This is a genomic window from Glutamicibacter sp. AOP12-B1-11 (assembly GCF_052379245.1).
Lineage (GTDB): Bacteria > Actinomycetota > Actinomycetes > Actinomycetales > Micrococcaceae > Glutamicibacter.
The window spans coordinates 1-12,996 of the sequence record NZ_JBQSYL010000016.1 but is presented as its reverse complement, the minus strand read 5'-3'; the positions used below and the strand labels follow the sequence as shown (position 1 = coordinate 12,996).

Here is a 12,996-nt window from a genome sequence, read left to right as displayed (position 1 = left end):
AAGTCGCCGAGACTATGAATCGGGGGCCGTTGGCTCGGGGTTTTCTGACATCAGATGGACCCAGTGGGTAGTCCTATTCATGAATTCCTTGTCGTGGGTGGAGAGGAGCACCGCTCCCCCGCGAATCAGCACCGAGTCGATGACCTCTTGCAAGCGCGCCAGCCCCGCTGAATCCAAGGCCTCGGTTGGTTCATCCAGCAGGAGGGTCCGCGGTTCGCGGACCAGAACGGTCGCTAGGGCCACGAGCCTGCGCACCGAAGCCGGCAACTCGTAGGGATGAGTCTCGGCGAAAGCTTCCAACCCGAGTTGCGAGAGGACTTCCGGAACACGCGATCGTTGCGCGCCCTTCTTTGGAAGGCCGAAAGATACCTCACGCAATACGGTGCGTTCGAAAAGCTGGTCAGAGGAATTCTGCAAAAGCATGCCGGTAGTAGCTGAAACCGCCAGACTTCCGGCGGTTGGCCGCAGCAGCCCTGCGGCGGCTTTGAGCACCGTGGTTTTACCCGATCCATTCGCACCCGCCAGTCCAACGCATTCACCGGCCCGCACTTGCAGATCCAGCCCGTCGAGGACTGGGCGCTCGGCCCCCGGATGGACCAGCTGGACATCACCGAACTCCAAGAGAACATTCGCTTCGATAGGAGTGGCACGCCGCTGGGTTGGCTCAAATACGGAGTGCTGTACAAGATCGTCTGAAGAAGCCTTGCTCAGTTGCCCATTCGCTAATGTCCTCAATGCATCAACTTTGCCGGCCCACGGCTTGGCAGTCCTGCTCAAGACCACCATCGCGGTACCGCCTGCGCGCAGCCGGGTAATCATTTCGGTGACGGCTGCCGTAGCTTCTGCATCCAAGCCCGCCAGTGGCTCATCCAAGACCATGATGGATGGTTCCGAGATTGCCAATGAGGCCAGAGCAACTAGTCGTTCCTGACCGCCAGAAAGCTTGGCAGGATCGCGTTCAAGCAAATGGTCCAGGCCCAGTTGCGTGGAAAGCGCAGTGATGCGCTGGCACATCTCATCTCGTGGCACGCCCTCGTTTTCGAGCGAGAATACGAGTTCCTCGGCAACCCTTTCACGAATCCGTGAAAGATAGTGCCCAGCTTCCTGAGGAAGCAAACCGACGTGTTTAGCCCACCCCGCCACATTAATGCGCTGGCATTCCAGGCCGGTATATTCGATCCGTTGCCCGGCCAGATTTATTGTTCCCAGGCATTGGTCTGCGCCCTGCCGCGGCAAGATACCTGCGAACACCTCGCCCAGAGTGGACTTGCCTGAACCGGATTCCCCGACGATGACAGTCAATGAGCCCGGAGCCACATTCACCTCAATGTGCTGCAAGGAATCAAGCTCAGCACCGGAATAGCGGAAGCGCTCAATTTTGAGGTCGAGCAGCACAGTATTACCCGTGCGCGAGTTCTTCTGATTCTCTATCATGCACTCCCCCAGAAGGGTGCCAAGATTGCTGTCGGGCCCACCACGGCGCAGAGCAGGGAAATCCACCGGACACGTTGCTGGGTGACAGAATCTGCGACGGTACGCAGTCTGGTGTGGGATCCGGCAGCGGGAAATCCGCGGGCTGACAGGTGAGACGACCTATCGTGGGCATCCTGAAGGGAGGCGAGCACCAGCGGAACCGCCCGCAACCTCACTCGTTGGAACCAACCGGAAAGACCACGTCCAGTTCCCGCTTGGCGGAGTGCCTGCGCTTGGCCGATGGTGCGCTGCTTGTCGGCCATATGGGGCAGGAGAAACAGCGTGGCTGCCAGCAAGTACCCCACCTGCGGCGGTGCCGGAGACAGGTCTATGGCCGCTACCAGCTGATGCTTACTGATCAGCAAGGTACAGAGCAGACCTGCCACCACCAGCACCGCAGTGCGCAGGCCCAAAACCGTGGCTGCTTCCAGTCCGCCTTCAGTCACCCGGAACGGCCCGGCCACAGCGATGAGCCCGGACGCCTGTTGGGAGACGAGCCCATGGATTAATAGCAAGGACGCGAACGTAGGGATCAGGATGGCAGCGCTCAGGACCGCCAGCCGTCGCAGATGCCCAGTCCAACCGGCAACCAGTACGCAGACAGTGATGACCGCGCAGCTCAACCACCAGAGGCCAGCGGCGGTGGTCATCGTGACGACGGCCGCCGTCAGAGCCAATACGGTAAATGGATGCAAGTTGATGGACTTGGGCATAGCGGGTGGGCCTACTTGGTTCCCCGCTGGCCCAGCACCCGGTAACGACGGATGAAGTCAAAACTTCCGCTCAAACGCTTGGGCAGGGCGTAAATCAGCAAAGCCGCAATGAGGAAGACGATGGCCTTGTCCCCCGGGTCTGAGATCAAGGCCTGCTTGGTCACGGCTGAAAGCAGCGAGTCGCCCATGGAGCGGAAAGCCGCAACCACTGCGCCGGTGCCTACACCCGAAGTTCCGCCGAAGACAAAGGCCGCCACCGGAGCTGAAACCACGCCGACAAGAACACCTGCAACCACACCGGCCACGGGGGCAAGATACGGACGGCGCAGCGCACCGAAGCGAGCGGCGGTTCCAGCGAGGAAGCCGACCAAGGCGGCGCCAGCTGCGAAGGGCAAGACCGTGGGGGCGAACAGGGACCAGATCAGCGTGCTGAGCACACCGGTGGCTGCACCGGCCCGACGGCCCGCCAAGAACCCTACGAGCACCGTGCCAATCGAGTCGAGGTAGAGCGGGACCATTACGGAACCAACGAATTGCCCCAAGATGATGTTCAGGGCCAGCGCTACCGGGATCAGCGTGAGAGTGGATACCGGCAAGTCCGGAAGCACCGCGACCAAAAGCATGACTGCGGCAGCAAGGTATGCGGCAAAGGTAACCAGTGCGACGCCCTGTCCCAGTCCTTCGGCTATGCCCGTGGGTTGGGTAATGACTAGGACCAGGTAGGTGCCGATCAAGAGCAGGGTGCCAGCAGTAGCCAAAATCCTGCGGCGCAGAACTTGGGAGCTGGTTTCTTCGGGCAAAAGCAGATTCGGTGACATAGAAAGGCATTCCTCGGTACGAGTGTGGCTGTGCACCCAGGTACTACTGGGTGCGTGCGAGTGCGGGGCCTAATGTCACCTCGGCCCGGTAGATGAGTCTAGCCCACCTAGGTTACGGCTCAGGAATTCGTGTCGAGTTTTCGGGCCAGTGCACCGAGGCGGGTAAGTAGCTCAGCGAAGCCTGATTCGGGATCGTTGCTGGATACTATGCGAGCATTTGCTGGCTTGCCCCATAGTCCTCGGAAATCGGCCACGGTAGTTCCGAAGAGAAGCTCGGATTCAGTTTCCACGTCAACTGTGGCAAGTCGAGTTTGGTATTCAAGTGTGCCAGCAGCGACACCTGCGGCGAAGTAGTCATGGACATGGGCAATGTAGCCCTGGTCGTAGTGCCGGTGGAACTCGAAGTAGAACCGCAGAGCATCTGAAAGATAGCGCACTAGCGGATTGGATGCGGTGCTCAAGGTTCCCTCGGGATCGCTGTCCAATACAAGTTCGGGCTCGACGCACCCAGCTTCTGCCGCCAGGTGAGTCAAGAATTCCGGCTGCATTTCAAAGCGCTCAGTGGTGTCCAATGAGCACACGATAGGAAGCTTCTCAGAAGGCAACCCCTGTTCCGCAGCCGCGGTGTAGGCAGCAAAAACTTCCTTTGCCGCATGAGGATCAACGTGAGTGTTCCACTCCGCGGTAGGAGTGGTGTTGCCTTGGTAGTAGAAGGCGCCTCCCATGATGACTACCTTGCGCAGCAACCAGGGAAGTTTAGGTTCTTCGCGTAGCGCCAGGGCAAAGTTGGTCAGAGGTGCAGTAAGCAAAACTGTTAGCTCGCCAGGGTTAGTTCGTGCGGCTTCGATCCAATAATCCACAGCGTCGTGACTATGCGCGGCGACGCCTGGAGTCGATAGCGTCGCATACCCGACACCTTGTGGTCCGTGAGTTTCGGGCGTGGTGACCAACGGAACCTCTAGAGGTTCTCGCGCGCCGATTAGTACTGGTACGTCAGGCTGATCACAGAGTCCAAGAAGTGCATCGTTATTAGCTGTAACCTGCTCAGCATCAACGTTCCCAGGTGTACTGGTGATTGCCTCTATCTGTACATGTTCGCAAGCACAGAGGTACGCCAACGCGAGCGCATCATCGATACCCGTGTCGTTGTCGATAAGTAGGCGCATTTGTGGATTTTCGCTCACATCAGTTTGGGTCTCGACATTGTTTACTTCTTCAAAATATATCCAAAAGCAGCAGTCAGAGCACGTCGGTGTCCCCCGCTCGTCAGTGAATCAAATGTCTTGTTGCTCATGACCATCCGATTAGACTTCAATCATGGTAACTCGATTTCATTCTCAGGCCGTTTGGCCGCATATCACCAACGTAGTTGAGGGCGCAGGAAGAACATATGCCGCAATCGCATTTATCGGTAAAGATGCTCCGGAACGACTTCCTCTTGGTTTAGGCGACGTCCTCCTTGTAAATGCTAGCGACCAAAATGTAGCCTCAGGGGCAACAAATCCTTACGCCCTTGAACGATTTATTAATTCAGGCGTCGAAGTGCATACGTCTTCGATATTGCATGCCAAAGTCATTTCTACTGACCGACACGCAGTCGTGGGATCTGCGAATGCGTCCGCGAGTTCTGCGCGAGCATCCGAAGCTGTTCTAATCACCACTGATCGTGAAACTAGAAAAGAAGTCAGAGAATTCGTCGAGCACGAGATTGAAGCTTCGGGAGGAAAAATCACCAGCTCGAAGTTATCTGACCTCAAAAAACTATTTGATGCTGGTGACCCTTCGCATCGCATTACGGGCATAAATACCCCCGAACCACAAGCTTTCGGATTCCCGTGGGAACTTAACAAAATATACATAGTTCGGTGGATTGATGCTGATCTAACCCCTGACGAGGTCGTAGAACTTTTGCAACAAGAGAAGGAAGGTTCGTTGCGTCAACGCAAGACTGGTTTTCGATTCGATTTATTGCAGATAGTGGAAAAGGAAGGCGCCTTCTCTCGAGGAGACATCATTTTCTTCATCAATGATACCCACGTGTTTCCTCCGGTTCGGATAGATAGTGATCTCATCCATCACGACGCAAACGAATCACGTATGGGACAAGTTATCCTGCACAAAGTCGATACTAAAAAAGAACTCCGCCTCGAAACAGTGGGTAGAAGATATGAACACGGCCCGGAAGCTTTCGATACTCTGTTGCAAAAAATTGATAAGACCCCTGACGAATTTTTAGAGCTCTCCGCGGATGACTGCGAAGGGCTAATAAAAATCTGGTATCCAGAATTTATGCTAAATTCTGGATCCTAAATTTCTGCGCCTATCCGTTCTACAAACCAAGCTAGATGAATACCTTACTCCTGACCGGACGATGTATTTTTCATGTATCTGTATGTCGAAGTTTGATTAGGACGGTCTCAAAAAATTGGCCGATAGAAAGCTAGTGGAAGAATACATTCGACGGTTCGTATTGATGGCAAAGATCGTCGGTAACAGTTCGTTGCGACTATCCGGCCCGAAATCGCCGCTGATTCTTTACGCCCATTTGGTGTCAGCGAAGTTAAGTCAGGTTCTGATTCGGGCTCAAATAGTCGTACAAAGCGTTGTCGATCGCTTTCTCGAAATGCAGGTTCATCGTGACGACGTCAAGCTGCTCTTGGTTCTTTCCAGACATGTGAGTCTGTTCGGCATTGCGCGAATCGGCCTGGCCTAAGTAAAAGAATTCGGTGCCTTCCGCATCGTCTTTCTTAACGAAGACGTACAGATCAACCTCGTTATTCACTATTCGCCGGACTTCATCGCTCTGTAGCGTTCGCCTTGATCGCGTGAACCATCGCAGATGGGAAGGATCAACCAGTTCATCCTGGTACGCGGTGCTAGCCGAGATATCGTCCGATTTGTGCAGCGTCACAAAAATCGGGCAGGTCTTCGATTCTGGATCGACTTTGTACCCGTAAAGCGTTGACGTCCATTTTCGTGGCAGTCCCAGAAGACGTGTCACTTCCTTTCGGGAATACTGTCCTCCAACGATAAACGGATCTCCAGCAACATACCGGTCTCGCACTAAGGCCATGCCCGTTTGCATGATGTCGTCCACTTCGTTGGTGAATGCACTGTGTGAACGATATGAACTGAGAAAACCAGAATCAGCCGATATAGATTCTCCATCGATGTGTGCCAAACGAATTCCATATCGACTTTGATCAACTTGTCCGTGATTAGCAAGATTCAGAGTTTCTACGGTGCTCATCAATTCGCGATGGGTCGCGTCGATTCCTTCGTTGAGGAGCGCTGCTTGGAATTGGGGCAAGGTTACCGAACCGTGTGAAAGCAACTCACGGACAAGCACGAACTCATGAATTCTCTTCGACGTCAGGACTTCATGCGATAGTAGTGACAACGCCTTGAGCTCATCATGGCTAAGCTCATGATCAATCCGCAAAAGGCTCTTAACCAACGCTGGATAGTTTTCCTTCTTCGTTGCCAGTAATACCGGATCGACCGATTCAAATCGATAGAAATCAAAGAGCTTCGGTGCGCGTCCAACTCGGTTCTGCATCGACTGCATCGCACCGCGGAGCTTTTGAATGCTGTCCAGAGCAGTTGTACGGATGGAATCAAGCACACGCTGCTGCGAGACCTTATCGAATCGAACACTTGATAAACCGGCAAGTACGCCAGCCTGTTCGGTGGAAATAAGCTTCTCTTTCAGCGACTCTTTGTTCAGCGATTCATCGCCGAACAGCGCTATCGGGATCATGTAGTTGTTCGCGTAGTTGCCAATGAAGTCGATCACCACCAAGTAGTCCTTCATCGGTGCTTTACGCAAACCGCGTCCAAGCTGCTGCACGAACACTATGGCCGATTGCGTTTGGCGAAGCATGACGACCTGATTCACTGTGGGGATATCCACCCCCTCATTGAAGATGTCGACGGTGAGGATGTAGTCGAGTTCTCCGCGTTCCAGTTGCCCAACTACTCGTTCTCGCTGATCCACCGAATCGTCACCGCTGAGACTAACCGTCCGCAAAGTTTTCCCACGCAGTTGCTGCTGATTCAGCGCTGCAGATAGGGCAGCAGCTTCAACTTTACGAGAACAGAAAATAAGCCCCTTTGGGGCAACACCCGCCTGCCCATATTTAGCCAGCGCGTCAATAATATGGTGAACACGGTCCGCCGTCACAAGATGTCCCAGATCATCTGTGCTGTCTAGGGTCGTCTGGTCATCAAGCGTTACGTCGGCTATCCCGTAGTAATGAAATGGGCTCAGCATGTTCTCTTCCAACGCGTGATTCAAGCGAATCTCATAAGGCACGTTGTAGTCGAAAAACTCAAAAACATTGAATCCATCGCTACGTTCTGGTGTGGCTGTCAGGCCAAGCAGGAAAGTAGGTTCGAGGTATCCAAGTACCTTCTTGTATGTTGGAGAGCCAACGCGATGTGCCTCGTCAACGATGATGTAGTCAAAAGCGTCTGGCTGAATCTCGTGCAGCACACTATCTTGGGACAATGTCTGCACCATTGCGAAAACAAACTTGCGGTCGCTTTGTTTGGAGGCACCGGCAAGTTTGCCAAAATCGTTGTAGTGGCCGCCGATGACGCGGCGGTACTCTTGGATGGTTTTATCGAGAATCTGCTCGCGGTGAACGACAAATAAGAACCGGCCAGGATGAGCTGCCCGTACTTCCAATGCCGAGAGGATCGTCTTTCCCGTACCGGTAGCCGAAATGACTATGGCCTTCGACTCGCCGCTCGACCGAACCTGTTCCAGCGCCTTGAGCGCCTCCGTTTGCATCTGGTTCGGGAGGATCGGCAGGAACAACTCGGTCGACACAGCGCCATCCGGCGATTGGCCGGTCACATCAAGATCTTGTTCAGTCGCTATCGGCAGAAGCTGCTCATCAACGTCAGGTTGAGGGGTAACTACTACTTTCCGACGTATCGGAGGAGGCGTGTACTGTTCCGCATACGCATCTATCCACCGTTGGCTCAGCACCATGGATTCTTCGATCTGGTTCTGGGTCAACAACGATAGCTGGTCAGCTAGATCGCTGCCCTCGGATGCTGAAACTTTCAGGTTCCATTCGTGATTTTTGACGATCGCGTTACCGGTCAAATTTGAACTGCCGATCATGGCCGTAACCATATTCTCGGTTATGAAAATATAACCCTTCGGGTGAAAGGCTCCCGCGTTGTGAATTCGAACGTTGATCCCTAGAGTTTCAAGGTTAAGTAACTCGTTAAAAGCCGATGGCGAGTTAAAGCCCAAATAGTCGGAGGTGACAATCGTTCCTCGACCCGAAAATTCCACGAGCTCCTGTTTAAGTAAAGCAATCGCATTCGGGGTTACAAAAGCGACGGAGAAAATGAATTCATCACACCGGGCAAGCTCTTCGCGAAGGATGCGCAGAACCGTATTTCCGTCAGCGTTCAATACGACACGAGGGTGGTGATGGCGGCGAGATTGCTGTTTCCCGTCTAAGAATCCAAAAGTGACGTCTCTAGAGAGAGCACTACCAAGAACGAGATCAGCGTTTGTCTTCACTACGCCGCCTGGATGATTTCCACCGCGGGAATGTCCGCTGGCGCCCACTCCAGAGACATGAGTTCATCGCGTTTGAGCCACTTTGCATCTTCATGCTCCGTTAGCTGCGGTTCTCCTTCGACTAACTCGCAATAGAAGGTTGTCAGAGTAACAATTCCGAAGTCATATTCATAGGTGGTACTCGTGACTTCATCGTCTACTTTGACCGTGCAGAGGAGTTCCTCTCGAATCTCACGTTCGAGTGCTTCGCGAGGAGTTTCTTCTGGCTCAATTTTGCCACCAGGAAATTCCCACATGCCGCCGAGACTTCCATTTAGGCCTCTTTGAGCGCAGAGGATTTCATCGTTCCTGATGATAACGGCACCAACAACATTGATTTGCTTCTTCAAGCTAATTCTCCTCTGACGTAGATCTCAAATCGCGACTTCCGATAGTTGTGATCCTATCGGTCTGTCCAGACGGAAACACATTCCGCTCCACCAGATCCATGGATTATCGATTCATGGAAGCGGGAACCGTAGGACGATTTCAGCGGTGTCGGGGTCAGACAATATTAATTCTTATTCGGTGATCGTCCGTACGAATCGAAACTATGCAAAAGTTGACGGTAAAAAACTGTCTCCCTTTGTAGTAGGTCTAACAGTTGCTGGTGGTGACTTCCATCAACAAATGATTACTTTCAATTACAGCGCCGTACTCTTCATGAAGCTCAAGTCTCCCAGGATGTTTCCTGTCTCCGAAACAACAATGTCGGCCCGATTCACCCCAATACGTCCCAGCCTGCGTTCCATGAGGTATTCGACAGCTTTGGCCGCCAACGCTACTAACGGTATCGGCTCAGTAGCCGGCGTATGCTCCAGAAGCTACCTGCAGTTTGCGGTGTGGCCTGGTTCGAGGATTGATGAGGACGACGCTGATTGTAATGTTCGCGGTAACGACGCAGGAGTTTCTGTACCCCAGCAAGATCTCGCGGCTTGTTTGATTTCAGAAAACGCTGCAACGCCTGATAAGAGCGTTCGTTCTATCTTTGCGTCATCGGTCGGCCAGGGAGACCGGCCATTGGCATGCTCCATTGCGGAGCCACGTAGATTTCAACGGACCAATGGTTCTGCTGCGTAGCTGATTGAACGCTTTGAAATTATCGCTGCTAATGTGAATTCGCCTTAGCAGCGACAATTCGCTCGCTCCAAAAGACTATATGTTTCCTTCTATGCCGGGTCACTGAGGACGCAAATTCTTGAAATTGCACTTGTGCGCCACGCGGCTATCCAAATGCTCCTTCCGCCAAAAGGACGACGCATCGCAGTGCTGTTGCCTTCTGAAAACGACAAAAGTCTCTTGTCTCGGAAGAAGACGGCTAGTTGCTCTTCATCATTCCCATGTTGATCGTCGCCGCCAGGATGATCCCCGGGGGCTAGGGCCACTATCGCCGCATCCCAGGCTGGCGCCCGGCGGTCCGGGCCGTCACCACGACCACCATGATCCACAGGCCCACCAACAACAAGAAGTTCAGGTCGAATAATGCCAGAGCCCGGTCGAATTCGGCGTCCATGGCGAAGGGTGCGAATGCGTTCTCGGCGAATCCGCGGGCGCTGAGGAGCGCGGTCGAGTCCGAATAGCAGGCCCAGGCGTAGGTGTTTGTGCCGCCCCCAGCTGTGGAGCCGGCAGACGTTTCTTGGAGTCGACGGCCAGCAGTGCAGCCACGACCGTGGAGAATCACGGGTTGATCCGCTACGGATGCCAGCGTTTCCCAGCGGACCGCCGATGAGCACGGTGAGGCGTGGCGCTGCACGGTGTTTTGCCTCGTCATCGACGAGCTGCTCAGCGCAAAGCGCCCTTACCCGGTGGTCTCGGGGAACTGCGCGGCCAGCCGTTCCAGGGTGCGTTCCATATTGGGCCCGGTGCTCCGGGTAAAGCCCATCAGCCGCAGCAGCCATTGGTGCCGCACCCGGCTCGCGTCCCAGGTTTCGCTGACCAACGTCCCTGACCCGGCAGCTTCCAGCTCGTAGCGCCACCGATGCCCGCTGAAGTGCCGCCAGGCGATCTGCCGGTCTTGCTCGAATTCCACCACGGTATTGCTGATCCGGTACGGGACACCCAGGCGCATCTGCATGCCGAACTCGCTGCCCAGGGTGAGCTTGCTTCCCTGGGCGTTCGAGGCACGCACCGTTCCGGAGCCGTCGATGACCGGGTGCATGGCCGGATCGGTGAGCAGTTCGAAGATCTCTGAAGGCGAAGCGGCCACGAGGCGGCGGCGGGTTTGCAGATACGGGGATTCACTCATCAGCCCATCCTATGCAGGAACTGATCCTCTGCCCGGCAGCCAGGCCTATCCGCAACGATGTTGTTGTGCCATTCTTGGTTGACCTGCACCTCCAGGAAGGGAAACCGATGAGCCAGCAAAGCGATCAGGACCTAGTGCTTGGCCCGATGCTGCGCTACGTGGATGCCAGCTGCGCCAGCATCTGGGTGGAGACCGCTCGGTCTGGCACCGTCGAGGTCCGTTGCGGTGGATCCACCTGGCGTGCGCCGACTTTTGCTGCCCACGGCCACCACTATGCATTAGTTGAGGTGAGCGGGCTGGAGATTGGAAGCGTCAATCCCTACAGCGTGCATCTCCAGGGGAGCGCTATCTGGCCGCGCGAGGATGGCTTCCCCGAATCGATGATCGCCACCATCGACCCCGCCAAGAATCCCCGGCTGGCCTTCGGGTCCTGCCGCACCAGCGTTCCGCACGACGCGCCGGGCAACCGCAAGCACGGGGTGGACGCGATGCGCGCCTATGCCCTGTCCATGGCGGGCCCGGAGCACGGACCGTGGCCGGATCTGATGCTCTTCCTCGGGGACCAGGTTTATGCGGACTCCACCAGTGAGCAGATGCGCGAGTTCATCGCCAGCCGGCGCGATATCAGCGAGGAACCCGGGGCGGAGCTGAAGGACTTCGAGGAATACGCCCATCTGTACCGGTTGGCCTGGTCGGACCCGGCCAACCGCTGGCTTCTTTCCACCCTGCCCAGCGCCATGATTTTCGACGACCACGACATCCGCGACGATTGGAACTCCTCGCGCAGTTGGAAGCAGGACATGGAGCAGACCAGCTGGTGGCACGAACGCATTGTTGCGGGCCTCGGCTCGTATTGGATCTATCAGCATCTGGGCAACCTCTCCCCCGAGGGGCGGGCTGCAGATCCACTGTGGCAACGCATCGCGGCGCACACCGGTCCCGAAGAATTGGATATCACTGCCGACTTGGACCGGTTCGCCGAGCGCGTCGATGCCGCACCGGAAGAATACAGCTGGAGCTACTGCCGCGACTGGGATACGGTGCGGCTGATCGTGGTGGACTCCCGTGCCGCCCGCAGCCTGAACCCCGAAGCCCGTGCCCTGCTAGATCCACCGGAAAGTGCGTGGCTCGACGAGCACATGCAAGGCGGATTCCGCCACCTGCTTGTCGCTACCTCACTGCCCTTCCTGCTGCCCATGGGCCTGCATCACGTGGAAGCATGGAACGAGGTCTACTCCTCCGGGGAACGCGGCCCGGCCCGGGCGTGGCTCGGCGAACGACTGCGCCGGGCCGTGGACCTTGAGCATTGGGCGGCGTTCCAGCAAAGCTTCCAGGACGTCGTCCGGTGGGCCACCGAGGTCGCCGATGGCCAGCGCGGCCCCGCCCCGGCGTCCGTCACGTTCCTCTCCGGCGACGTGCATTTCTCCTATGTCTGCGAAGTCGAACGCGAGAACGTGAGCAGGATCCTGCAGGCTGTGTGTTCGCCCATCCGCAACCCGCTGCCCCGGTTGATGCGCTACTTTGCCGCAGCCTTGGCCTTGGGGCCGGCCGTCCCGTTCGGGGCTTGGATGGCGCGCAGCGCACACGTGCCAGACCCGCCCTTTCGCTGGAACGGCTTCAAGGGGCCGTGGTTCGATAACAACCTGGCCATCCTCGAGGACACCGAGGACGGGCTGGTGATCAGCTGGGTCACGGGGGTGGTTGAGAACGGGGACCATCTGCACCCGAGGTTGGAAACCGTCGAAACGGCCGTGATCGAGCCTCGCTAGGGCAGAACCGGCCGTCAGCTAACGGGGGTATTTCATCGCCTTTAGACCTCAAGAAACAGGGAAGTTCACGTTGACCGCGTGCTATCAAGTACGGCCAAAATTCTTCCCCTCAGCGACAACCGCGCAACCAATACAGTACAGCGCAGTGTACTTCTTGCCGATTAGTAGGTACGACACTGGTTATGCTCATGTAGAAAGGTTCGTTCCACCAGGAGATCGTCTGTGCCAGCTCAGGATGACATTAGCAATCAGGTCGCGCGGCTCAAACAACGCGTCGCTGCCTTGGAGCACCAGCTTCATCTGGTGCGTGCAGACCTGTCGGCACTCGAATCCTCGATTGTTGCGCCGGCACCAGCGCCCGCACCCATGCAGCTGCCAGCTATCCCAGCTGCTA

The 12,996-nt window shown here is 55.9% G+C and carries 10 protein-coding genes and 1 pseudogene; 2 read left to right on the top strand and 9 right to left on the bottom strand.

The features are described 5' to 3' along the window. Window positions 1-12: 12 nt before the first annotated feature. The 4 genes from ACT3UQ_RS10930 to ACT3UQ_RS10915 all read right to left on the bottom strand — a co-directional run bounded on the left by ACT3UQ_RS10930 (window position 13) and on the right by ACT3UQ_RS10915 (window position 4,170). Window positions 13-1,434 (bottom strand): ATP-binding cassette domain-containing protein, encoded by a 1,422-nt coding sequence (locus ACT3UQ_RS10930; protein ID WP_105569456.1) that lies wholly within the window; start codon window positions 1,432-1,434, stop codon window positions 13-15. Next, window positions 1,431-2,186 (bottom strand): energy-coupling factor transporter transmembrane component T family protein, encoded by a 756-nt coding sequence (locus ACT3UQ_RS10925; protein WP_105569455.1) that lies wholly within the window; start codon window positions 2,184-2,186, stop codon window positions 1,431-1,433. The genes ACT3UQ_RS10930 and ACT3UQ_RS10925 overlap by 4 nt, the downstream gene beginning before the upstream one ends. A gap of 11 nt (window positions 2,187-2,197) precedes the next feature. Further along, a complete protein-coding gene (locus ACT3UQ_RS10920) occupies window positions 2,198-3,004 on the bottom strand; it encodes a glycosyl transferase family 9 (protein WP_105569454.1) in 807 nt (268 codons plus the stop codon). Window positions 3,005-3,123: 119 nt separating this feature from the next. Further along, window positions 3,124-4,170, bottom strand: coding sequence for a nucleoside hydrolase (locus ACT3UQ_RS10915; RefSeq protein WP_105569453.1), 1,047 nt, complete (start codon window positions 4,168-4,170; stop codon window positions 3,124-3,126). A 151-nt stretch (window positions 4,171-4,321) separates the two neighbouring features. Here ACT3UQ_RS10915 and ACT3UQ_RS10910 point away from each other — a divergent pair, with 151 nt between their 5' ends. Further along, window positions 4,322-5,314 carry a phospholipase D-like domain-containing protein gene (locus tag ACT3UQ_RS10910; RefSeq protein ID WP_146113347.1) on the top strand — a complete coding sequence of 331 codons (993 nt, stop codon included), beginning with the start codon at window positions 4,322-4,324 and terminating at the stop codon, window positions 5,312-5,314. Window positions 5,315-5,564: 250 nt separating this feature from the next. Here ACT3UQ_RS10910 and ACT3UQ_RS10905 read toward each other — a convergent pair whose 3' ends face one another. From ACT3UQ_RS10905 to ACT3UQ_RS10885, 5 genes and pseudogenes are all read right to left on the bottom strand, one after another. Then, the gene (locus ACT3UQ_RS10905; protein ID WP_105569451.1) at window positions 5,565-8,549 is read right to left on the bottom strand and encodes a DUF3427 domain-containing protein; all 2,985 of its coding nucleotides are present in this window, start codon (window positions 8,547-8,549) and stop codon (window positions 5,565-5,567) included. Further along, on the bottom strand, window positions 8,549-8,938 hold the full coding sequence (locus tag ACT3UQ_RS10900) for a (deoxy)nucleoside triphosphate pyrophosphohydrolase (RefSeq protein WP_105569450.1): 390 nt from the start codon (window positions 8,936-8,938) through the stop codon (window positions 8,549-8,551). The genes ACT3UQ_RS10905 and ACT3UQ_RS10900 overlap by 1 nt, the downstream gene beginning before the upstream one ends. A 174-nt stretch (window positions 8,939-9,112) precedes the next feature. After that, window positions 9,113-9,701: pseudogene (locus ACT3UQ_RS10895) on the bottom strand (integrase core domain-containing protein); the annotation flags it as partial. Between the two features lie 271 nt (window positions 9,702-9,972). After that, complete coding sequence (locus ACT3UQ_RS10890; RefSeq protein ID WP_146113346.1) at window positions 9,973-10,359, bottom strand: hypothetical protein; 387 nt, start codon at window positions 10,357-10,359, stop codon at window positions 9,973-9,975. Between the two features lie 27 nt (window positions 10,360-10,386). Then, window positions 10,387-10,833 (bottom strand): SRPBCC family protein, encoded by a 447-nt coding sequence (locus ACT3UQ_RS10885; RefSeq protein ID WP_444637099.1) that lies wholly within the window; start codon window positions 10,831-10,833, stop codon window positions 10,387-10,389. Between the two features lie 107 nt (window positions 10,834-10,940). On the opposite strand from ACT3UQ_RS10885, the gene ACT3UQ_RS10880 reads away from it, so the two are divergent. Continuing rightward, entirely contained in the window at window positions 10,941-12,602 is a 1,662-nt protein-coding gene (locus ACT3UQ_RS10880) for an alkaline phosphatase D family protein (RefSeq protein WP_444637098.1), read from the top strand. The last annotated feature ends 394 nt before the right edge of the window (window positions 12,603-12,996 follow it).

What these genes read in the sequence shown, in the direction of transcription:
- ACT3UQ_RS10920 (WP_105569454.1), bottom strand. Translation starts at nt 3,004, where the DNA reads ATGTCACCGAATCTGCTTTTGCCCGAAGAAACCAGCTCCCAAGTTCTG.
- ACT3UQ_RS10925 (WP_105569455.1), bottom strand. Translation starts at nt 2,186, where the DNA reads ATGCCCAAGTCCATCAACTTGCATCCATTTACCGTATTGGCTCTGACG.
- ACT3UQ_RS10910 (WP_146113347.1), top strand. Translation starts at nt 4,322, where the DNA reads ATGGTAACTCGATTTCATTCTCAGGCCGTTTGGCCGCATATCACCAAC.
- ACT3UQ_RS10880 (WP_444637098.1), top strand. Translation starts at nt 10,941, where the DNA reads ATGAGCCAGCAAAGCGATCAGGACCTAGTGCTTGGCCCGATGCTGCGC.
- ACT3UQ_RS10890 (WP_146113346.1), bottom strand. Translation starts at nt 10,359, where the DNA reads ATGACGAGGCAAAACACCGTGCAGCGCCACGCCTCACCGTGCTCATCG.
- ACT3UQ_RS10930 (WP_105569456.1), bottom strand. Translation starts at nt 1,434, where the DNA reads ATGATAGAGAATCAGAAGAACTCGCGCACGGGTAATACTGTGCTGCTC.
- ACT3UQ_RS10915 (WP_105569453.1), bottom strand. Translation starts at nt 4,170, where the DNA reads ATGCGCCTACTTATCGACAACGACACGGGTATCGATGATGCGCTCGCG.
- ACT3UQ_RS10885 (WP_444637099.1), bottom strand. Translation starts at nt 10,833, where the DNA reads ATGAGTGAATCCCCGTATCTGCAAACCCGCCGCCGCCTCGTGGCCGCT.